We start from the raw sequence: 21,526 nt of genomic DNA on the forward strand, positions 1-21,526 counted from the left end.
ATATTATGGTATTCGAAAAAATTCAAGAAATTATTGCAGAAGAGTTAGGAAAAGAAACAGAAGAAATCAAATTAACAACAAACATCCAAGAAGACTTAGAAGCTGATAGCTTGGATTTATTCCAAATCATTAATGAAATCGAAGACGAATTTGACGTGAAAATCGAAACAGAAGACGGCATCAAAACAGTTCAAGATTTAGTAACTTATGTTGAAAAACAAACTGCATAATCATTAAGATTAGGTTGGGGGCTGGGACATTTTCCTTAAATAGGAGTGTCTTGGTCCTTTTTAATAAATCAAGACATGAGCATATATCCTAAAAATATTGGAGAAAATACATGAAGACAGCATTTTTATTTAGCGGACAAGGCGCTCAGTATCCAGGCATGGGACAAGATCTCTATCAAGAAACTATCGTCAAAGAAACGTTTGATGAAGCAAGTGATATTCTAGGCTATGATATGGCGGAATTGTGTTTTTCAGAAAATGAACGACTCAATCAAACCGCTTATACGCAACCAGCAATCTTAACGGTCAGCATTGCTTTTTATCGTTTGTTGAAAGAAAGAGGGATTACACCTCAAGCTGCTCTAGGATTAAGTTTAGGCGAATATTCCGCTTTAGTAGCTAGTGGAGCTTTGTCATTTAGTGAAGCAGTCGCTTTAGTGGCAAAACGAGGGGCTTTTATGACTGAAGCTGCACCACTTGGTAGTGGGAAAATGGTAGCTGTTATGAATGCACCTGTAGAAGTTATTGAGGAAAGCTGTTTGGAAGCTCAACGACTAGGAATTGTTTCGCCTGCAAATTATAATACACCCCAACAAATCGTAATTGGCGGTGAAGAACAAGCAGTGGATGAAGCAGTAAGAATCATGCAAGAAAAAGGCATCAAACGAATGATTCCACTTAATGTGAGTGGTCCGTTTCATACAGCAATCTTAGCGCCAGCAGCAAAAAAATTAGCCGTTGAGCTAAAAACGATCACTTTTAATGAGCCAGCAATCCCTGTCATCAGTAATACGACAACTGAAATCATGAACAAAGATCGGATACCGACTCTGCTTGAACAACAAGTGATGAAGCCGGTACATTTTTATGAAAGCATCCATCAATTAAAAGAACTTGGTGTGGAACGCGTGATCGAAGTTGGACCAGGTAAAGTATTAAGTGGCTTTATGAAGAAAATCGATAAAACGATTCCGGTTTTAAGAGTAGAAAATCAACAAACTTTAGAAGAAACAATGACAAGTATCGGAGGCATGTTATGGAGCTAACAGGAAAAAACGTATTTATTACAGGTAGCACAAGAGGAATTGGTGCCGCTGTGGCGCTAGCTTTTGCAAAAGCAGGCGCAAACATCGTTTTAAATGGACGAAAAGCAATTCCAGAAGAAAAAATCAATGAGATCAAAGCTCAAGGTGTGAACTGCATCGGTGTTTCTGGCGATATCTCAGATTATGAAAAAGCTGGTTTGATGGTAGAAGAAGCAGAAAAACAATTAGGATCAATCGATATTCTAATCAATAATGCAGGGATTACGAACGATAAATTATTGATGCGCATGTCAGCAGAAGATTTTAAAGCTTGTTTAGATATCAACCTAACAGGAACATTCAATATGACACAACACGTTTTAAAGAAAATGATGAAAAAACGTGAAGGTGCAATTATCAACTTGTCAAGTGTTTCAGGATTGATTGGTAACGTCGGACAAGCAAATTACGCAGCAAGCAAAGCAGGTGTCGTTGGTTTTACAAAATCTGTTGCTCGTGAGGCAGCTGCACGCGGTGTTACATGTAATGCCATTGCTCCTGGTTTTATCGCTACGGATATGACCGAAGTGTTATCTGATAAAGTCAAAGAGCAAGTAGTAAAACAAATTCCAATGCAACGTTTTGGCAGCGTGGAAGATGTTGCGAATGCTGCGATTTTCTTAGCAGAGAGTCCTTATATCACAGGACAGGTCATCAATGTTGATGGCGGTCTCGTGATGCACGGATAAAAAGGAGGAAAACAATAATGAATCGAGTAGTAATTACAGGCTATGGTGTCACTTCACCAATCGGTAATGATGCTGAAAGCTTTTTAGATAGTTTGCAAAAAGGAACGAATGGGATTGCTCCCATTACTAAATTTGACGCCACAGAAACTGGGATCACACTAGCAGGTGAAGTCAAAGATTTTCCATACGATAAATATTTTGTAAAAAAAGACAGCAAACGGATGGACATGTTCTCGATTTATGGGATCTATGCAGCACTAGAAGCATTAGGGATGAGCGGTCTAGATAAAGAGAAAATCGATCAAGATCGTTTTGGTGTCATTGTTGGTTCCGGTATCGGCGGATTGCCAACGATCGAAAACCAAGTGATCCGATTACACGAAAAAGGCGCGCAACGTGTCTCACCAATGTTTGTTCCAATGGCTATTGCAAATATGGCTGCCGGCAACATTGCACTACGTGTAGGTGCTAAAGGGATTTGTACAGCAATCGTTACTGCTTGTGCGAGCGGAACGAATGCTATTGGTGAAGCTTACCGCAATATCAAACATGGTTATTCAGATGTCATTCTAGCTGGTGGGGCAGAAGCAACAATTTGTGAAATGGGAATTGCTGGCTTTGCTGCACTAACAGCTCTATCGAATGCCGAAGACCCTACTCGTGGTTCGATTCCTTTTGATGAAGAACGTAACGGTTTTGTGATGGGCGAAGGAGCGGGTATCTTAGTGATCGAATCTTTAGAACATGCTCAAGCTCGTGGTGCAAAAATCTATGGAGAAATCGTTGGTTACGGCGCTAATTGTGATGCGTTCCATATGACTGCTCCTACACCAGATGGTTCAGGCGCTGCCAAAGCAATGAAATTAGCCATGGATGAAGCGGGTATTAAGCCAGAAGATGTTGGCTATATCAATGCCCATGGGACAAGTACACCCGCTAATGATCAAGCAGAAGCAAAAGCGATCCAACTGGCATTAGGTGATTCATTCAAAGAAACATATGTCAGCAGTACGAAATCCATGACTGGACACTTATTAGGTGCAGCTGGAGGGATTGAAGCGTTAGCTACTTTAATGGCGCTGGAACATCAATTTATTCCACCAAACATCAATGTCCAAAAACAAGATCCGGAAATTGACTTGAACGTTGTCATCAATGAAAGCAAACCAGCGCAATTGACTTATGCAATGAGCAATTCGTTAGGCTTTGGTGGTCACAATGCGGTCTTGTGTATGAAACGCTGGGAGGAATAATCTTGAATATCAATGAGATCAAGGAATTAGTCAGTCAATTCGATCAATCTACTTTAACTGAATTTGATTTAAGAGAAGGTCAATTTGAATTATATATGAATAAAAATGAATCTAGTCGTGGAATGGGAACAATGGCTCCAATGCCAGTAGCTACAGAAGCGCCTAGAGATACGGTAGTACCTCAAACACCAATCCAACAAACGCCAGTTAGTGAAGCACCTCAAGCATCTGTCGAAGCATCACAAGAAAGTTTCGAAGGTGTCGAGGTAAAATCACCGATTGTTGGAATCGTCTACTTACAACCTGCCCCTAATAAACCACAATTTAAGTCAGTGGGAGATAGTGTCAAAAAAGGTGAAGTGATTTGTATCATTGAAGCAATGAAATTGATGAATGAAATCACAAGCGAAGTCGATGGGAAAATCGTTGAGATTCTTGTTGAAAATGAAGCGGTTGTTGAATACGATCAACCACTATTTAGAATTCAACCAAATTAAGCAAAAGAGGAAAGAGGAGCAATATGAACATTCAAGAAATTAAAGAAATCATACCACATCGTTATCCGCTATTGCTGATTGATCGTGTCGAAGAAATGGTGGAAGGCGAACGAATCATTGCAAAGAAAAATGTGACGATCAACGAACCATTTTTCCAAGGTCACTTTCCAGAAGAACCTGTGATGCCAGGTGTCTTGATCGTTGAAGCGATGGCACAAGCAGGAGCAGTTGCGTTATTATCCTTGGAACAATTTAAAGGAAAGACTGCTTATTTTGGTGGTTTAGACAAAGCAAAATTCCGTCGAAAAGTCACTCCAGGGGATACACTGTATCTTGAAGTAGAAATTACGAAAATCAAATCTTCTGCTGGTATTGGTAAAGGAATTGCAAAAGTGGATGGCAAAAAAGTTGCTGAAGCTGAATTAACTTTTATGATTGGATAGGTGAGTTATGTTTTCAAAAGTTTTGATAGCTAATCGTGGCGAAATCGCCGTACGAATTATTCGCGCTTGTCGTGAGCTTGGTATTCAGACTGTTGCTGTTTACTCACAAGCAGATGCTGACGCATTGCATACTCAATTGGCAGATGAAGCAATTTGTATTGGTCCTGCAAAAGCGACGGACTCCTATTTGAATGTCCAAGCAGTTTTGAGTGCAGCCATCGTGACCAAAGCAGAAGCGATTCACCCAGGTTTTGGGTTCTTATCTGAAAATAGCCGTTTTGCTTCTATGTGTGAAGAATGTAATATTGCTTTTATTGGTCCAAAGAGTCGAACGATCGATGCGATGGGGAATAAAATCAATGCACGTCGCTTGATGCAAGAAGCCAATGTACCTGTTATTCCAGGAAGTGATGGCGTATTATCAACAGTTGAAGAAGCACTAACAGTAGCGGATAAGATTGGTTATCCGGTCATGCTTAAAGCTGCCGCTGGCGGTGGCGGAAAAGGGATTCGTAAAGTTTTATCAAAAGAAGAATTACCGCAACATTTTTCTTCTGCGCAGCAAGAAGCAGCAGCGGCTTTTGGAAATGATGAAATGTATTTAGAAAAAATCATTTATCCAGCAAGACATATTGAAGTACAGATCCTTGGTGATCATTATGGGCATGTCCTTCATTTAGGCGAACGAGATTGTTCTCTTCAACGAAATAATCAAAAAGTATTAGAAGAATCCCCTTCAGTGGTCATCTCTCAGAATAAAAGAGATGAATTAGGAGCTGCGGCAGTTCGTGCAGCCAAAGCGGTTAATTATGAAAATGCTGGAACGATTGAATTTTTAATGGATGAAGCGGGAGAATTTTATTTCATGGAAATGAATACGCGGATCCAAGTCGAACATCCGGTAACTGAGATGGTTACAAACATTGACTTGGTAAAAAAACAAATTGAAATTGCTGCGGGACAACCGTTGGAAATCAAACAAGAAGATGTGCGATTCTCTGGTCACGCTATTGAGTGTCGAATCAATGCAGAAAATCCGGCTTTTCATTTTGCACCATCACCTGGAACAATCAAAAACCTTTTGTTACCAGCAGGAGGCATGGGCGTTCGAGTTGATAGTGCCGTTTATTCTGGCTATACGATTCCACCTTATTATGATTCAATGATCGCTAAGGTGATCGTTCATGCAGACACTCGCTTTGAGGCATTGATGAAAATGCAACGAGCGTTAAGCGAAGTGGTTACCGATGGAGTGATCACGAACGCGGAGTTCCAAATGGATTTAATCAGTCATCCAGCAGTTATCGCAGGGGACTATAGTACCGCCTTTTTACAAGAAGATTTTTTACCGAACTGGACACCTGAAACAGAGATAGGAGAAGAGTAGATGGCTTTATTCAAAAAGAAAAAATACATTCGAATTAATCCTAATCGAGCAGAACAACCAACGAATGCGCCGTCTATTCCAGATAATATGTGGGCTAAATGCCCTAATTGTAAACACATCATTTATACAAAAGATATTGGTGATGAGAAGGTTTGCCCTCATTGTAGTTATAACTTTCGTATTGGTGCTTGGCAACGATTAGCATTGATCATCGATGAAAAAAGTTTAGAAGAATGGGACACGGATTTAGTAACAAAAGATCCCTTGAACTTCCCTGATTATCAAGAAAAGATCCAAACTATGCAAGAAAAAACAGGATTGCATGAAGCGGTATTGACAGGAAAAGCAACGATTCACGGTCTGCCATTTGCGATTGGTGTCATGGATTCTAATTTCATCATGGGCAGTATGGGAACCGTTGTAGGTGAGAAAATCACCCGTTTGTTTGAACGGGCTGAAAAAGCTGGCTTACCCGTTGTCTTGTTCACTGCTTCTGGAGGAGCCAGAATGCAAGAAGGTATTTTTTCTTTGATGCAGATGGCAAAAATCTCAGCAGCTGTCAAACGTCATAGCAATGCCGGTTTGTTTTATCTAACAGTATTGACCGATCCAACTACAGGCGGCGTAACAGCGAGTTTTGCAATGGAAGGCGACGTGATCCTGGCTGAACCCCAAAGCTTGATTGGTTTTGCCGGTAGACGAGTGATCGAACAAACGATCAAACAAGAATTACCGGAAGATTTCCAAAAAGCAGAATTTCTACTTACCCATGGATTTGTTGATCAAATCGTTCCTAGAAAAGAACTAAAAGAAACGATCCATCATTTGTTGGAAATGCATACGCAGAAAGGTTGGATAAATCATGGATAAAACAGCACATGAGATCGTTCAACTGGCGCGTGAAAAGGATCGTTGGACGAGTCTTGATTTTTTTGAAGATATCTTTGAGGGGTTTCAAGAATTTCATGGCGATCGTTTATTTGGAGACGACGAAGCAGTCGTTGGTGGGGTTGCCAAATTAGATGGAAAACCTGTCACAGTTATTGGGATCCAAAAAGGACGAGACCTTCAAGAAAATATTCGCAGAAATTTTGGTTCGCCTCATCCAGAAGGCTATCGTAAAGCACTTCGTCTGATGAAACAGGCAGAAAAATTCCATCGTCCTATTATCACACTGATTAATACTGCTGGTGCCTATTGTGGTGTTGGTGCAGAAGAACGTGGTGAAGGAGAAGCGATTGCCAGAAACCTATTAGAGATGTCTGATCTAGAAGTACCGATCATTGCAATCATCATTGGTGAAGGTGGAAGCGGAGGAGCATTGGCTCTTGGCTTAGCTGATGAAGTTTGGATGCTTGAACAGACGATTTATGCTGTCTTATCTCCTGAAGGTTTTGCGTCGATTTTGTGGAAAGATGGTAGTCGAGCAGCTGAAGCGGCTGAATTAATGAAAGTTGCGGCAGCTGAATTATTAGAATTAGATGTCATCGATCGTGTGATACCGGAAACAGTAAATGGGCAAGCTTTAAGTAAAGAAAAAGTCAGTCGAATGTTACAAAAATCATTGATTGAAAAATTGACCGAACTATGTCAAACTTCCACTGAAGAGTTGCTTGAACGACGTTATCAAAGATTCCGTAAATTTTAAACAGTTATAAAGAATAAGACAAAAAGTTATGCACCAAATTGAATGAATAAAGCAATCGACCTACCCACCGTTTCCTGTTAGATGACAGGATTAGCTTTGGAGGTTGATTGCTTTTTGAATTTTTCGGCTCTTTGTCAATAAGGACTGATGAATGGTGTAAAATCAAATCTGGGTCAGAATGAATCTCATTCTGTCTCAGATTTTTTTGTTATTTCACGTTGATAGTTTTTTATTAGCCTTTCTGCTTTTTAAAAAAACATTGGAATACAAGGATTGGAGATTATCCTCTATCATTCATCAGAGATTTTATAAATGGGAATGCGATAATCGCTCTGTTGAATATAATTATGTGTCTACCATTTGGTGGCATGAATATAAGCTCTATAATTTTTTAAGGAGACTGGGACAGAACTTGTCTCAGTCGCTTCTAGTATCTCTAAAAACGAATAAACATGAGACAAAAGCAGCGTATTCGGAAAATCTGCTGAAATTTACGAAAAATTTGAGAAGCACCAAGTAGGTAACAATCAACAGCAAAAAACTAGTTTTTGTGTTTCTTGTCAATTTTCGGGAATCCCTTCTTATTTCTTGATGCTAACTACTTTTGTCTCCACTTCCTTTTTTGATATATTTAAATCTTTCTCCTGTCTAAAAGGTTGCAGGTTATTCTGCCACTTATGAACCTTTACATAAATCGTAACATGTAGATGAAAAATTTTTTCAGATGATAAGTAGTAGAGAAAGCTTGATTGATTTCCTCAATCAATGAAAAAAATACATACAACAAAACAGTTATGGTAAACGATCAAGATTCAAGAATATTAATTAGTTATATTGAGCGTTTACTCTTGATTAGAACAAGTAAAATAAAAGCTACAGGGGAGATGATCCATACGATTTTGTCAGCTTCGGTAACAAAATGGACATTGGAAAGAGATATCAATTGAAAACAGAGAAAACACCTAAAGCTGATGAAGTGGTATTGACGAGAAAGTAATGATCAAAAATAAGAGAAAAAAAGGAGTAAATATGAGTAAGAAAAAATTAACAGCAAAACGTAAAAAACAGCTATTAACGATGTTTGCGGTGGCTGGTGTGATGGGAAATGCTGGGATCGCACCAACGATGGCATTAGCGGATACTTTGTCACCAACAGCTGAAACTGCTACTGAACAAACACAGGCGAATGAAGCAAAAGAAGTCATCGATCAAACGATACAAAACGTCACAGAGCCGTTAGTAAACCCAACGGATTCAACCACTACAACTAGTGATTCATTAGCACCAACTGATGAAACAACGGATGACACAACGGATGACACTCAAGACCAAGCAACAGCAGCGACTGCCGAAAGTGAAGGGGATGCAACTAATCCAACAGCGGAAGCACCAAAAGTAGCGCAAAAAGCGAATGTGGCAGCAGCTTCTAAGATAACAGGCACGTGGGGTACCAGTCCGTATACTTTTGATGAAAATACAGGGGTATTGACGATCGGAGCAGGTGAGTTAAGTGGCTATAAAGAATCACCATGGAACAGCAAAAAAGTAAATGCTAAAGCAATCAAGAAAATTGTCTTGTCTGGAAAAGTAGTTGCTCCGGAAGATTCTAGACGCCTATTTTCTTATTCGTACCTTACAAATGTAACTGAAATCGAAGGATTGAGTCAACTGGATACCAGTAACGTAACAAATATGGAGTATATGTTTCACGGTATGAGCAGCGTAACAAGTCTAGATTTAAGTGGTTTTGATACCAGTAACGTAACAAATATGGATGCTATGTTTTACAGTATGAGCAACGTAACAAGTCTAGATGTAAGTGGCTTCGATACCAGTAAAGTAACAGAAATGGCGTTTATGTTTGACAGTATGAGTAGATTAACAAGTCTAGATTTAAATAGCTTTGATACCAGTAAAGTAACAGTTATGGACTCTATGTTTTTCGGTATGCAAAGTTTAACCAGTCTAGATATAAGTGGCTTTGATACCAGTAACGTAGCATATATGGGTGATATGTTTCGCCGTATGAGCAGTTTAACTAGTCTAGATTTAAGCAACTTTGACACTAGCAAAGTGACAGATATGGGTGCTATGTTTGCTGATACTCCACTTAAGAAATTAATTCTAGGAGATACCTTTAAATTTGTAGAATCAGGCTCCGAAAATGCAAAACTTACTTCTGCCTGGAAGCGAGCAGATGGTAAAGGGAAGGTTTATACAGCAGCAGATTTCATGAATAACTATGGCACCGGTGACTTGACTGCTGGCACGTACGTTTCTGCTACGGGATGGTGGGGTACCAGTCCGTATAATTTTGATGAAAACACAGGGACATTGACGATCGAAGCAGGTGAGTTAAGTGGCTATGAAAAATCACCATGGAACAGCGGAACAGTGGATTATGAAGCAATCAAAAAAATTGTCTTGTCTGGGAAAGTAGTGGCTCCAAAATATTCTGGCTATTTGTTTAGTTCAACTTACACTGGTAAGCAACTTAAGAATGTAACTGAAATCGAAGGGTTGAGTCAACTAGATACCAGTAACGTAACAGATATGCGTTGTATGTTTTCCGATATGCGTAGCGTAATAAATCTAGATGTAAGTGGGTTTGATACTAGTAACGTAACATCTATGAATTATATGTTTAAAAATATGAGTAGCATAACAAGCCTAGATGTAAGTGGGTTTGATACCAGTAATGTAACAGGTATGTATATGATGTTTCAAGGTTTAAGTCGCGTAACAAGTCTAGATTTAAGCAACTTTGACACTCACAAAGTGACAGATATGCGTGATATGTTTGTTGATACTCCACTTAAGAAATTAATTCTAGGAGATACCTTTAAATTTGTAGAATCAGGCTCCGAAAATGCAAAACTTACTTCTGCCTGGAAGCGAGAAGATGGCACAGGGAAGGTTTATACAGCAGAAGATTTCATGAAAAACTATGGCACCGGTGATCTGACTGCTGGCACGTATGTTTCCGTTGAAACAGGCACGTGGGGCACTAGTCCGTATATGTTTGATGAAAATACAGGGGTATTGACGATCGAAGCAGGTGAATTAAGTGGCTATGAAGAATCACCTTGGAACAGCGACAAAGTAGATAGTGAAGCCATCAAGAAAATTGTCTTGGCTGGAAAAGTAGTGGCGCCAGAAGATTCTAGCAACCTATTTTCTTATTCGTACCTTAAAAATGTAACTGAAATCGATGGGCTGAGTCAGCTGGATACCAGTAACGTAACAGATATGCGTGAAATGTTTCGTGGTATGAACAGCATAACAAGTTTAGATTTAAGTGGGTTTGATACCAGTAACGTGACAAATATGAAGTGGATGTTTGGCGGAGGACTAAGGAGCGTAACAAGTTTAGATTTAAGTGGGTTTGATACCAGTAATGTAACAGATATGTATGCTATGTTTTACGATATGAGTAACTTAACAAGTCTAGATTTAAGCAACTTTGACACCAGCAAAGTAACAGATATGAGTTATATGTTTGAAGGTATGAGTAGCGTAACAAGTTTAGATTTAAGTGGGTTTGATACCAGCAAAGTAACAGATATGAGTGATATGTTTCTTATAGTTCCGCTTAAGAAATTAATTCTAGGTGATCACTTTAAAGCGGTTGAAGACACTAAGTTATCAGCACCGAAAGCACTGAACGATGGAGATCAGCTGACAGGAAATTGGATTCGTGAAGATGGTCAGTCCAAAGGCTATTCACCTGCTGACTTTATGGCAAATTACGGCACTGGGGATTTAACGGCAGGAACTTATGTGGCAGAACTAGTGAAAAGTGAGTTGAAACCACAAGAATATCATGTAGGAGATGTCAATATCACTGGAACCTACACAGGGGATATGTCTCTCGGCCGATTAACCGTTAATGGCAAAGTTGTCAGCTGGGGCGGTAGCTTCAAAGATGGTCAGTTCAGCTATTATGTCGGTGTTGGCAAATTAAAAGTCGGCGACAAAGTCGTATTAGATGGCTACAACAAAGAGAAGGAATTGATAGATTCAAAAGAGATTGAAGTGATTTCCGAATCTTCAGGATCAATTGATCAGGTGGACACTTATAAGCTAGGTGATTCAACCATTACTGGAACTTACACGGGGGATATCCATAAAGGAAAACTAGTAGTGAACGGAGAAGTCGTTAGCTGGGGCGGAACCTATAAAGATGGTCAGTTTAGCTATTATGTGAACTCTCAAATCATCAAAGCAGGGGATCAAGCAACGATTCAAGGCTATGATAAATTCGATACACCACTAGGTGATCCACAACCGGTAACTATAGGAGAACAACTGGGTCAATTAACAGAAGCCCATCGTGTGGGAATCAGTACAGTGATCGAAGGAAGCTACACAGGCGATGTTTACCAAGGAATCTTGTTGGTCAATGGCGAAAAAGTTAGTCAAGGCGGCAGCTTCAAAGATGGCAAGTTCAGTTATTATGTAGGAAACCTTAAAGTATCAGAAGACGATCAGGTAGTCTTGATGGGTGCCAACAATCGAGGACAACAAATTCCAGGATCAGAGATTGATGTCACTATTCAAACACCAACAGCTGAAATCAACGAATTGACTTATAAACTTGGCACACAAACGATCAAAGGAGCCTATGGTTCTGATACTCAAGTTCACCAAGGACACTTGTTTGTCAATGGTAAACTGATCAGTAAAGGTGGGAGCTTTAAGGATGGGGCAATCAGTTATTATGTGAAGCCAGATCTAATCAAAGCTGATGATCAAGTAACAATGAATTTCTATGATGGCAGTGGCAACTTATTGGCTGAAAACCAAACAGTTTCTGTAAACTAAGGAAAAATAAATTCATGTAAGTCTAAAAACTGGGGCATTGATTAGAAAAAATCTGATCAATGTCTCAGTTTTCTTGATTTAAGATACGCTCAAAATTAAAATAGGTTGAGCTAAATGATGAATACCGGAATGTGTACAGAGGTTTATATTTAGTAAAATAAGATCTGTTTAGAAATCATACGATGATTCTAAGATTATTTAGAATTAATCAGTCGCATAATTAGTTGGTCAAACAAACTGATTGAGAATTACTTAGAATAGGAAACTTAGTTGAGCACAGAAGGGGTTGAAACAAACATGTTTAGTATCAAGTAATTCCGACTAATTTTCCGAAGATGCTACTTTTGTCTCCGTTTCTTTTCTTTGGATAAGTGCAAGGTTCTACTAGCATTCCAATAGTGTGAATGAATTTTGCGCAAACAATCCAACTGCAGACTAGAATACACTCAGAGTGAACGGCGGTTATAACGGACTAGATTCCCGCTGTTTTTATTATCAAAATAAGGATTCTAATGTGAGTGTAGATAAAATCTAGAAGACAATAATCTAACTGATTTTAATCCTATTATCAGTAGAACAATGAAAAATACTAGTAATCAGACATGGAATTTGATTCCCAGATCTAATTGAACTCTGATAAATATTATTTGCACATAAAGAGTGTTTCGCATCAAGAAGTAGAATTTCCAAAATTTCCTTCTTGAATGTTTGATGACTTTTGTCTTCTTGCGGGAGATTAACTAATCTTATCTGTGGTTACATCTGTAAAAGAGCTAAGGATGACTTTTTCGTTCTTGGCTCTTTTTCATTTTATTGAAAACTATTCTAAAATAATTATTCTTTTATTTGTTTTATATACAATATATTCGCCTTAAAATACATTTTTTTAAATAAATATACAAAAAATGCTTTTTTTTTGAAAGTTTCATGCTATAATTACTTCACTTAATACAAAAGTTTTAACGTAGGAGGAAAATGACATGAAAAAATTCTTTGGGATGTTAACGGTACTGTTTACACTAGCGACTTTAGGTGCATGTGGCAGCAGCAATACGACTGCTCAAGGTCAGGAAAAGGATCAGTTAGCAGCGATTAAAAAAAGCGGGGTACTAAAAGTAGCTACGTCGGCTGATTACGCGCCGTTTGAGTTTCATACGATGGTTGACGGGAAAGATAAAATCGTAGGATCTGATATTGACTTAGCTAAAGCAATCGCGAAAGAACTAGGAGTAAAAGCTGAAGTATCAGATATGAATTTCAATACCGTTTTAGCTTCCTTAAAAGAAGGGAAAGCAGATCTCGCTATCTCTGCGATTTCTGCCACAGATGAAAGAAAACAACAATTTGACTTCACAGACAATTATTACAACCCACCACAAGTTGTGATCATCAACAAAAAAAATAAAGAAATCTATCGCAATGCGAATGACCTAAAAGATAAAAATGTGGGTGCTCAAAAGGGATCCATTCAAGAGGAATTAGTTAAGACGCAACTGAAAGGTGCGAAGCTTGTGACAATCGACAAAGTTCCCAACATGATCGTTGAAGTTAACCAAGGCTCATTAGCTGCGACAGTCGTTGAAAAAACGATCGCCGAATCATATATCGCCCAAAATCCTGATCTGATGATCGCTGATATTTCACTTGAGCCAGCTCCTGATGAAGCCTTTGCTATTGCGTTACCTAAAGAAAGCAGTCAACTACAAAAAGAATTAAACCAAATTATCAAAAAGTTGAATGATGAAGGGAAAATTGAAGAATTTATTCAACAAAATAACGAATTAGCTGAAAAAACAGCGGCAGAATAGAGGTCAGGCAGAGTGGATTTTTCTTTTTTAGATAAATATTTCCCTTATTTTTTATCAGGTACAGGAATAACAATCATGATTTCGGTCGTCACAGTGATCTTGGGAACGGGTATCGGTTTACTGATGGCGTTACTAAAATTGTCCAAAAAGAAACCGTTGAATGTTTTAGCTAATGTCTATATCGAAGTGTTACGAGGAACACCGATGCTTCTACAAATCATGATCGGTTTTTTATTGCTTCAAGGATTTTTTCCTTCAAAAGATCTAGAAGTAGGTGTTTTAACTGTTGATCTTGGCCGCCTGCTTCCAGGAATGATCGTGTTATCTTTAAATTCCGGTGCCTATGTGGCAGAGATCATCCGTGGGGGGATCCTGGCAGTGAACAACGGTCAAACAGAAGCCTCCTATTCATTAGGGTTGCGTCCAGCACAAACGATGCGTTACGTGATTTTACCACAAGCATTAAGAAATATTTTGCCTCCTTTAGGCAATGAATTTATTACGTTGATTAAAGATTCTTCCCTGTTGACTGCGATCGGAATCAATGAACTGATGGGAGCGGCGCAAATCGTCATATCCAATTCGTATGTTCCATTAGAGCCTTATTTTATAGCAGCAACCGTTTATTTCATCATGACGTTTGCTACTTCTCGGTTACTAAATCGCTGGGAGAAAAAATTAGGTAAAGGATACCAAGGATGAAGGGTGAAAATAAATGGCCAAATCATTGATTAAAATTACACATTTAAATAAAAAATTCGGTGAACAGGAAGTACTGAAAGACGTTTCCGCTGAAATTTATCCAGGAGAAGTCGTGGTACTTTTAGGACCATCAGGCTCGGGAAAAAGCACTTTACTAAGATGCATCAACTTATTAGAGATACCAACTTCTGGTGAAATCAAGTTTGAAGGAATGACAATTACCGACAAGCAAAATGATATTTTTAAAACAAGAGAAAAAATGGGAATGGTTTTCCAACAGTTTAATCTATTCCCTAATATGACGGTTTTAGAAAACATCACTTTGTCACCAATCAAAGTCAAAAAGCAATCAAAAGAAGAAGCAACAAAGATTGCTAGAGATCTGCTAAAGAAAGTAGGTCTGCTAGAAAAAGCCGATACTTATCCTCAGTCTTTATCTGGGGGACAACAACAACGGGTCGCCATTGCGAGAGCTTTAGCCATGCAACCCGACGTCATGCTATTTGATGAGCCGACTTCAGCTCTTGATCCGGAAATGGTCGGAGAAGTGTTAGAAATCATGCTGCAATTAGCTCGTGAAGGGATGACTATGATCATTGTGACTCACGAAATAGGCTTTGCAAAAGAAGTCAGTGATCGAGTTCTATTTATGGATGGAGGAACCATTCTTGAAGAAGGTACACCGACGGCTATTTTTGAACAAACCAGTCATCCACGAACAGTCGCATTTTTATCCAAAATATTATAAAAGTCAGTAACATCCAAAGAATAAAAAATCGAATGAAAACTCTCGAAACAGTTTCTCGTGTTTGGAGAGTTTTTATTTTATCAGTGTAGTCAGACGGATGATTTCTTCTCTTTTAAAAGTGTTTGGTGACTTCGGTCTGTTCATCATTTCAGGTTAATAGTTGTTTATTCAGAAGGATTCAGGTGTAGAGGTAGTTTTTTTGGAAAGAATGAAGTATAATATAGGGCTGAGGAGTACATTTCGTGCTCCTTCATTTTTTGCAGATGAGGAGACAAAATGTTTTCAAAATATAAACCAACATGGATGGTCGATGCCATCTACAAGATAACCCCTGCACAATTAAAAAACTTAGGGATTAAAGCAGTTTTGACTGACTTGGACAATACGTTGATCGCTTGGAACAATCCTGATGGAACAGAGGAATTACTCGACTGGATCTTAGAAATGAGAAATGCTGGTATTCCAGTAGTGGTTGTTTCAAACAATAGCTCTGAACGAGTAGCACGAGCGATCGATAAATTTGAATTAACGTATGTTGCTCGGGCATTAAAACCTTTAGCCGTAGGAATGAATCGAGCAAAAAAAATGTTGAATCTTTCAGATGATGAAATTGTGATGATCGGTGACCAAATCATGACAGATATCCGAGCAGCTAATCGTTCGGGTATCAGAAGTATCTTGGTTAAACCAATTATTGAAACGGATAGTTGGAAAACACGATTCAATCGTTTTTGGGAACGCAAAATCATGGCCTATTTATTAGCACACAATCCTGATATGGGCTGGCGAGGTGGAATTGAATGAACGAAGAACTACAGTGTATTGGGTGTGGAGCAACGATCCAAACCGACCATCCTAATGAATTAGGGTATACACCAAAAGCAGCATTAGAAAAAGGACTAGAATCAGGTGAGGTCTATTGCCAACGTTGTTTCCGGTTAAGACATTATAATGAGATCCAAGATGTTTCACTGACAGATGATGATTTTTTGCGCCTGCTGAATGAACTAGGACAAGAAGATGCCTTGATCGTCAATGTTGTCGATATCTTTGATTTTAATGGTTCTTTGATCCCTGGACTACATCGCTTTGTAGGTAATAACCCGGTGCTCTTGGTCGGAAACAAAGTGGATATTTTACCTAAGTCGCTGAAGAAACCAAAAATGATCCAATGGATGAAAGAGCGTGCACATGAAGCTGGATTGCGTCCGGTTGAAGTATTATTGACAAGCGCAAAAAAAGCGAATGAAATGGAAAATCTACTCAAAAAAATCGAAGAGTATCGTGAAGGTCGTGACGTCTATATCGTTGGTGTGACAAATGTCGGTAAATCGACATTGATCAATCAAATCATCAAGAACACAGCAGGTGTCAAAGATGTGATTACGACTTCACAATTTCCAGGGACAACTTTAGATAAGATCGAGATTCCTTTAGATGATGGGCACTTCTTGATTGATACTCCTGGGATTATCCATCGACATCAAATGGCGCATTATCTTGGGAAAAAAGATTTAAGGATCATTGCACCAACGAAAGAAATCAAGCCTAAAGGATACCAATTGAATGAAGGACAGACACTCTTTCTCGGCGGTTTAGCAAGGTTTGATTTTATCAGTGGGCAACGAGGTTCATTTATTGCTTATGTTTCAAATGATGTCACTATTCATCGAACGAAATTAGCAAAAGCTGATGAATTTTATGTGAAACACGTCGGTGGATTATTACAACCACCTCGTCCCGATGAAGTAAATGAATTTCCCGAATTGGTTCGTTTTGAATTTTCGGTAAAAGAAAAAACAGATATCGTATTTGCTGGCTTAGGATGGATCACAGTGACACAACCGGCAGTCGTAGCAGGTTGGGCGCCAAAAGGTGTGAATGTGATGAAACGAAAGGCCTTGATTTAAGGAAGAAGGAAGAATATGACTTTAAGAGGAAAACAAAAAAGATTTTTACGAAGCCAGGCACACCACCTACAACCGATTTTTCAAATTGGTAAAGGTGGAATCAATTCTGCCATGATGGTTCAGATTGAAGAAGCGCTGGAAAAACGTGAATTAATCAAAGTAACGTTATTACAAAATACCGATGAGATTCCTGAAGAGGTAGCTGGTATTTTAGAAGAAACAGTCAGATGTCAAGTTGTTCAAATCATTGGACGAGTTCTTGTATTATACAAACCCTCTTCAAAGGAAAAATATCAACGTATCTCTAAAGAAGTAAACGCAATTTAAGGAGTGGTTAATATGAAATCGCAAGCGGAAGCTTTTGTCGAATCTCAAGTATTTCCTCAAGAGATGCCTCAAATTTTTGAAAAACGCAAACAGGTGGGGATTTTAGGTGGTACTTTTAATCCAGTTCACCTGGCACACTTAGTTATGGCAGAACAGGCAGGGAAAAATTTAGGGTTGGATGAGGTCTATTTAATGCCTTCTTATCAACCACCACATGTGGATGAAAAAACGACAATCGCTGCCAATCATCGCTTAAACATGCTTGAACTTGCGATAGCAGATAATCCTTTTTTAGCTATTGAACCGATCGAGTTATCTCGAAAAGGCAAAAGCTATACTTATGATACGATGAAAGCTCTGACACAAAACAACCCTAATACCGATTACTATTTTATTATCGGTGGCGACATGGTAGAATATCTACCAAAATGGTATAAAATCGATGAACTAGTGACAATGGTCAATTTTGTTGGTATTCGTCGAGCAGGTTACTCAACCGAAACGCCTTACCCAGTGATTTGGGTCGATGTGCCCACTATTGATATCAGCTCAACTAAAATACGGCAGAAGATCCAGCAAGGTTGTTCCGTTCGTTATCTAGTACCTGATAAGGTCATTGAGTATATCGAGAAAGAAGGGCTATATCAAGATGGACTATAGTAATAAATACACAACTTACTCAAGAGAAGAGTTGATGCAAAAAGTCCAAATGCGAATGAGTGAACGACGTTTCAAGCATGTTCTTGGTGTGGAAGAGACGGCGATTGCCCTTGCCGGCAAATACGGCTGTTCATTAGAAAAAGCTAGTATTGCTGCTTTGACACATGATTATGCGAAAGAACGGCCTGATGATGAATTTATTTTAGTTATCAAGCGAGATGGCTATGACCCAGCGCTTCTTCATTATGGAAATGCGATTTGGCATGGTTTAGTTGGCGCCTCTTTTGTTGAAAGAGAGCTTGGTATCACAGATGAAGAGATCCTTCATGCCATTCGGGTTCATACCACTGGTGCGGCTGAAATGTCTTTATTAGATAAAATCATCTATGTAGCAGATTATATTGAACCTGGTCGCTCGTTTCCTGGAGTCCAAGATGCCCGTGAAATAGCGTTAATCGATTTAGACGAAGCGGTAGCTTTTGAGACAAAGCACACATTAGCTCACTTGATTGAACAAGAACAACAGATTTATCCAAAAACAATTGAAACATATAATCATTGGGTAGCTAAAAAATAATCTCTACCCATTAGGAGGAAATTACTATAAATAGCAAAGAACAACTACAAATTGCAGTGCAAGCTGCCGATTCAAAACGTGCAGAAGATATCGTTGCTTTAGATGTGAGAGAAGTATCTTTACTAGCAGATTACTTCATGATTTGTTCGGCAAACAGTGAACGACAACTAAATGCAATTACAGAAGAAATCATTGAAAAAGAAGAAGAAAACAATTACGAAGTAAAACGTATCGAAGGAAAAGAAGGCGGAAAATGGATCCTGATCGACTTAGGAGATCTGATCATCCATGTTTTCCATGCACCAGAAAGAAGTTTCTATAATTTAGAAAAATTATGGTCAGATGCACCACTTGTTGACCTAAATGAATGGATCGATTAATATGGCTTACGAAACATTTGCTTTCGTTTATGATGAGGTAATGGATGAAACCTTATATCAACAATGGTTAGATTTCTCAAAACGACACTTACCAAGTGAAACATGTAATATTTTAGAATTAGCTTGCGGAACAGGTGCTCTAGCTGTTGCCTTTGCTAAAGCTGGATACCATGTCACAGGGTTAGATCTTTCAGAAGAGATGTTGATGATTGCTAGCCAACGTGCCTTTGAAGAGGAAACACCAATCCAATTTGTTGAAGGAAACATGCTTGATCTGTCAGAAATTGGTCAATACCAAGCAATCACATGTTTCTCAGATTCTTTGTGCTATATGAAGAATGAACAAGAAGTGCAGCAAGTATTTGATGAAGTGTATCAAGCGCTGGAAGAAAATGGACGATTTATATTCGATGTTCATTCTATCTATCAAATCGACACGGTTTTTCCTGAATATAGTTACCATTATCAAAATGATCAGTTTGCCTTTTTATGGGATAGCTACCCAGGCAAGGAAAAGCACAGTATTGAACATTTCTTGACTTTCTTTGTGGAAGATCCCGAAGAAGCAGGTAAGTTTATTCGAGAAGACGAACTGCATCAAGAACAAACTTATTCTTTGGATAATTATTTAAGAATGTTAGAAAATAGTGGTTTTTCTAAGGTAGAAGCATTTGGTGATTTCACCGACGAACAACCAAAGGAAGATACAAAACGTCTCTTTTTTGTGGCATATAAGGAATAGGACACGAAAAAAGTCTTTTGTTAAATACGAAACATTACCTTATCGCGAGGTGTAATCGCAAAAAAAAACTGTCGTGAATCGCGTTGTTTCAGATAGTATTATAATAGTATAAAAGTAACGAATAATGGCCAAGACGAGTAAATCATCAACAAAGTCTGCGCCAAATAGTGACGTTTTTCTGCTAAAAAATGAAAAAAATACTTTAGAAATATCTTGATGAAAAATAAGCTGAAGCGTCATTTGAAAAGCAGGAGAAACGATTTTTCGATTTCTCCTGCTTATTTTTTTACAGTTAAAAACCAAATTGATCATTTTAGGATTGACCGAAAGAATGAACTGTTTGTTTTATTCCTATTAAGAAACGGAGGAAATGCGATGAAAATTTGTGGCATTATTGTTGAATATAATCCTTTCCATAATGGGCATCGCTACCATGCGGAAATGGCTCGTGAACAAACGGGCGCAGATATCGTGATAGCAGTGATGAGTGGAAATTTTTTACAGCGTGGTGAGCCTGCAATTATCGACAAATGGTCCAGAGCAACTGCTGCCCTCCAAAACGGAGTGGATTTGGTCATTGAACTACCGATAGAATGGTCTGTGCAATCAGCAGATTACTTTGCCAAAGGAGCTGTGCGATTATTACAGATGCTCGGCTGTACACATCTTTGTTTTGGTACAGAAGAAGAGTCGACATTTAATTACGAAGCTTTTGGGAAATTTGTACAGCAAAACCAATTAAGGATTGACCGTGAATTTCAATGTTTATCTGACCAAGGAATGAGCTATCCGCAGAAGATGACAGCAGTGTTCAACACACTTTATCCAGAAATCGCTCTCGATTTTTCTTCTCCTAATCACATTTTAGGGTTAAGCTATGCGAAAGAAAATGCCCAGTATGCCCAACCAATGAAATTAGTACCGATTACCAGAAAAAGTGCTGGTTATCACGATGAAGAATGGAGCAGTTCCTCCATCGCAAGTGCGACCGCTATTCGCAAAGCGCTCAGTGAACAACGCTCCGTAACGGATTTTATACCTGCTGCCACCGCAGCGATGATCGAAGCAGGTTCGCAACAAACATGGGCGAATTACTGGCCCTTGTTACGTTATCGTTTGCTTTCTACGGAGCTAGCCAATTTGAAAACTATCTATCAGATGACGGAAGGACTTGAGGTGAGAATGCAATCGGCTGCGAAGAAAGCCAGATCTTTCGAGGAATTTGTCACTTTAGTCAAGACGAAAAGATATACTTGGACGAGAATCCAACGTTTAGCTTGTTACGTATTATTGAACATCCATCATGAGGAAATCCATGACCAACAAGCCAAATGTTACTTGAATATTTTAGGATTCACCAAGGCAGGACAACAGTTTTTAAAAGAAAAGAAAGAGATACCCTTGATCTCAAAAATTGGCAAAAAAGAAGCAGAATTGGCACACCTTTTGGTTCGGAGTGATCAAATCTATCAACTCGGTGGGGCGATACCTGAACAAAATTTTGGAAGAAGACCTTATGTTTCGAAATAAACCTGGTTGGTGGGAACAAATTGAAATGACTAATCTGAATGAAAGTTTAGTTCAATATTTTGAATATGTCGCTTTGTAAAAAATTC

The 21,526-nt window shown here is 38.8% G+C and carries 21 protein-coding genes; all 21 read left to right on the forward strand.

Annotation, left to right across the window (positions count from 1 at the left end):
- Positions 1 to 5: 5 nt before the first annotated feature.
- Positions 6 to 230, forward strand: coding sequence for an acyl carrier protein (locus AB5M32_RS01730; protein WP_005876288.1), 225 nt, complete (start codon positions 6 to 8; stop codon positions 228 to 230).
- Between the two features lie 110 nt (positions 231 to 340).
- Entirely contained in the window at positions 341 to 1,276 is a 936-nt protein-coding gene (gene fabD, locus AB5M32_RS01735) for an ACP S-malonyltransferase (protein WP_053765627.1), read from the forward strand.
- Positions 1,267 to 2,004: a 3-oxoacyl-[acyl-carrier-protein] reductase gene (gene fabG / locus AB5M32_RS01740; protein WP_010719675.1), complete on the forward strand. Its 738-nt coding sequence runs from the start codon at positions 1,267 to 1,269 to the stop codon at positions 2,002 to 2,004. Before fabD ends, fabG begins: the two co-directional genes overlap by 10 nt.
- Positions 2,005 to 2,021: 17 nt before the next feature.
- Positions 2,022 to 3,257 (forward strand): beta-ketoacyl-ACP synthase II, encoded by a 1,236-nt coding sequence (gene fabF / locus AB5M32_RS01745; RefSeq protein ID WP_010719674.1) that lies wholly within the window; start codon positions 2,022 to 2,024, stop codon positions 3,255 to 3,257.
- A 2-nt stretch (positions 3,258 to 3,259) separates the two neighbouring features.
- On the forward strand, positions 3,260 to 3,754 hold the full coding sequence (accB, locus tag AB5M32_RS01750) for an acetyl-CoA carboxylase biotin carboxyl carrier protein (RefSeq protein ID WP_178286498.1): 495 nt from the start codon (positions 3,260 to 3,262) through the stop codon (positions 3,752 to 3,754).
- A gap of 23 nt (positions 3,755 to 3,777) precedes the next feature.
- Entirely contained in the window at positions 3,778 to 4,197 is a 420-nt protein-coding gene (fabZ, locus tag AB5M32_RS01755) for a 3-hydroxyacyl-ACP dehydratase FabZ (protein ID WP_010719672.1), read from the forward strand.
- Between the two features lie 7 nt (positions 4,198 to 4,204).
- A complete protein-coding gene (locus AB5M32_RS01760; RefSeq protein WP_094940947.1) occupies positions 4,205 to 5,584 on the forward strand; it encodes an acetyl-CoA carboxylase biotin carboxylase subunit in 1,380 nt (459 codons plus the stop codon).
- A complete protein-coding gene (gene accD, locus AB5M32_RS01765; RefSeq protein WP_010719670.1) occupies positions 5,585 to 6,454 on the forward strand; it encodes an acetyl-CoA carboxylase, carboxyltransferase subunit beta in 870 nt (289 codons plus the stop codon).
- Positions 6,447 to 7,232: an acetyl-CoA carboxylase carboxyl transferase subunit alpha gene (locus tag AB5M32_RS01770; protein ID WP_063626830.1), complete on the forward strand. Its 786-nt coding sequence runs from the start codon at positions 6,447 to 6,449 to the stop codon at positions 7,230 to 7,232. The genes accD and AB5M32_RS01770 overlap by 8 nt, the downstream gene beginning before the upstream one ends.
- A 1,029-nt stretch (positions 7,233 to 8,261) precedes the next feature.
- The gene (locus AB5M32_RS01775; protein ID WP_368024258.1) at positions 8,262 to 12,056 is read left to right on the forward strand and encodes a BspA family leucine-rich repeat surface protein; all 3,795 of its coding nucleotides are present in this window, start codon (positions 8,262 to 8,264) and stop codon (positions 12,054 to 12,056) included.
- Between the two features lie 980 nt (positions 12,057 to 13,036).
- Positions 13,037 to 13,864, forward strand: a complete 828-nt coding sequence (locus AB5M32_RS01780; RefSeq protein ID WP_161651818.1) for a transporter substrate-binding domain-containing protein — start codon at positions 13,037 to 13,039, stop codon at positions 13,862 to 13,864.
- A gap of 12 nt (positions 13,865 to 13,876) precedes the next feature.
- Positions 13,877 to 14,566 carry an amino acid ABC transporter permease gene (locus AB5M32_RS01785; protein WP_368024259.1) on the forward strand — a complete coding sequence of 230 codons (690 nt, stop codon included), beginning with the start codon at positions 13,877 to 13,879 and terminating at the stop codon, positions 14,564 to 14,566.
- A 13-nt stretch (positions 14,567 to 14,579) separates the two neighbouring features.
- Complete coding sequence (locus AB5M32_RS01790) at positions 14,580 to 15,314, forward strand: amino acid ABC transporter ATP-binding protein (protein ID WP_010738129.1); 735 nt, start codon at positions 14,580 to 14,582, stop codon at positions 15,312 to 15,314.
- Positions 15,315 to 15,590: 276 nt separating this feature from the next.
- Positions 15,591 to 16,118 (forward strand): YqeG family HAD IIIA-type phosphatase, encoded by a 528-nt coding sequence (locus AB5M32_RS01795; RefSeq protein ID WP_010719662.1) that lies wholly within the window; start codon positions 15,591 to 15,593, stop codon positions 16,116 to 16,118.
- On the forward strand, positions 16,115 to 17,224 hold the full coding sequence (yqeH, locus tag AB5M32_RS01800; RefSeq protein ID WP_010738128.1) for a ribosome biogenesis GTPase YqeH: 1,110 nt from the start codon (positions 16,115 to 16,117) through the stop codon (positions 17,222 to 17,224). The genes AB5M32_RS01795 and yqeH overlap by 4 nt, the downstream gene beginning before the upstream one ends.
- A gap of 15 nt (positions 17,225 to 17,239) precedes the next feature.
- Positions 17,240 to 17,551 carry a ribosome assembly RNA-binding protein YhbY gene (gene yhbY, locus AB5M32_RS01805; RefSeq protein ID WP_010719660.1) on the forward strand — a complete coding sequence of 104 codons (312 nt, stop codon included), beginning with the start codon at positions 17,240 to 17,242 and terminating at the stop codon, positions 17,549 to 17,551.
- 12 nt (positions 17,552 to 17,563) lie between these two features.
- Positions 17,564 to 18,211 carry a nicotinate-nucleotide adenylyltransferase gene (locus AB5M32_RS01810; RefSeq protein ID WP_010738127.1) on the forward strand — a complete coding sequence of 216 codons (648 nt, stop codon included), beginning with the start codon at positions 17,564 to 17,566 and terminating at the stop codon, positions 18,209 to 18,211.
- The gene (gene yqeK / locus AB5M32_RS01815) at positions 18,201 to 18,788 is read left to right on the forward strand and encodes a bis(5'-nucleosyl)-tetraphosphatase (symmetrical) YqeK (RefSeq protein WP_096709466.1); all 588 of its coding nucleotides are present in this window, start codon (positions 18,201 to 18,203) and stop codon (positions 18,786 to 18,788) included. The genes AB5M32_RS01810 and yqeK overlap by 11 nt, the downstream gene beginning before the upstream one ends.
- Before the next feature lie 56 nt (positions 18,789 to 18,844).
- A complete protein-coding gene (gene rsfS, locus AB5M32_RS01820) occupies positions 18,845 to 19,168 on the forward strand; it encodes a ribosome silencing factor (RefSeq protein ID WP_010719657.1) in 324 nt (107 codons plus the stop codon).
- A gap of 1 nt (position 19,169) precedes the next feature.
- Positions 19,170 to 19,910, forward strand: a complete 741-nt coding sequence (locus AB5M32_RS01825) for a class I SAM-dependent methyltransferase (RefSeq protein WP_010719656.1) — start codon at positions 19,170 to 19,172, stop codon at positions 19,908 to 19,910.
- A 375-nt stretch (positions 19,911 to 20,285) separates the two neighbouring features.
- The gene (locus tag AB5M32_RS01830) at positions 20,286 to 21,440 is read left to right on the forward strand and encodes a nucleotidyltransferase (RefSeq protein ID WP_368024260.1); all 1,155 of its coding nucleotides are present in this window, start codon (positions 20,286 to 20,288) and stop codon (positions 21,438 to 21,440) included.
- Positions 21,441 to 21,526 lie beyond the last annotated feature (86 nt).

Origin of the sequence: Enterococcus sp. C57 (assembly GCF_040887305.1) — a bacterium.
In the GTDB taxonomy this organism is placed as follows: Bacteria; Bacillota; Bacilli; order Lactobacillales; family Enterococcaceae; genus Enterococcus_B; species Enterococcus_B hirae.

Bases quoted from the DNA above. Each gene is read 5' to 3' on its own strand.
- accD (WP_010719670.1), top strand. From the start codon at position 5,585: ATGGCTTTATTCAAAAAGAAAAAATACATTCGAATTAATCCTAATCGA.
- AB5M32_RS01760 (WP_094940947.1), top strand. From the start codon at position 4,205: ATGTTTTCAAAAGTTTTGATAGCTAATCGTGGCGAAATCGCCGTACGA.
- AB5M32_RS01810 (WP_010738127.1), top strand. From the start codon at position 17,564: ATGAAATCGCAAGCGGAAGCTTTTGTCGAATCTCAAGTATTTCCTCAA.
- yqeH (WP_010738128.1), top strand. From the start codon at position 16,115: ATGAACGAAGAACTACAGTGTATTGGGTGTGGAGCAACGATCCAAACC.
- AB5M32_RS01825 (WP_010719656.1), top strand. From the start codon at position 19,170: ATGGCTTACGAAACATTTGCTTTCGTTTATGATGAGGTAATGGATGAA.
- fabG (WP_010719675.1), top strand. From the start codon at position 1,267: ATGGAGCTAACAGGAAAAAACGTATTTATTACAGGTAGCACAAGAGGA.
- yhbY (WP_010719660.1), top strand. From the start codon at position 17,240: ATGACTTTAAGAGGAAAACAAAAAAGATTTTTACGAAGCCAGGCACAC.
- AB5M32_RS01780 (WP_161651818.1), top strand. From the start codon at position 13,037: ATGAAAAAATTCTTTGGGATGTTAACGGTACTGTTTACACTAGCGACT.
- AB5M32_RS01775 (WP_368024258.1), top strand. From the start codon at position 8,262: ATGAGTAAGAAAAAATTAACAGCAAAACGTAAAAAACAGCTATTAACG.
- fabD (WP_053765627.1), top strand. From the start codon at position 341: ATGAAGACAGCATTTTTATTTAGCGGACAAGGCGCTCAGTATCCAGGC.
- fabF (WP_010719674.1), top strand. From the start codon at position 2,022: ATGAATCGAGTAGTAATTACAGGCTATGGTGTCACTTCACCAATCGGT.
- AB5M32_RS01770 (WP_063626830.1), top strand. From the start codon at position 6,447: ATGGATAAAACAGCACATGAGATCGTTCAACTGGCGCGTGAAAAGGAT.
- AB5M32_RS01795 (WP_010719662.1), top strand. From the start codon at position 15,591: ATGTTTTCAAAATATAAACCAACATGGATGGTCGATGCCATCTACAAG.
- AB5M32_RS01730 (WP_005876288.1), top strand. From the start codon at position 6: ATGGTATTCGAAAAAATTCAAGAAATTATTGCAGAAGAGTTAGGAAAA.
- AB5M32_RS01830 (WP_368024260.1), top strand. From the start codon at position 20,286: ATGAAAATTTGTGGCATTATTGTTGAATATAATCCTTTCCATAATGGG.
- yqeK (WP_096709466.1), top strand. From the start codon at position 18,201: ATGGACTATAGTAATAAATACACAACTTACTCAAGAGAAGAGTTGATG.
- fabZ (WP_010719672.1), top strand. From the start codon at position 3,778: ATGAACATTCAAGAAATTAAAGAAATCATACCACATCGTTATCCGCTA.
- AB5M32_RS01790 (WP_010738129.1), top strand. From the start codon at position 14,580: ATGGCCAAATCATTGATTAAAATTACACATTTAAATAAAAAATTCGGT.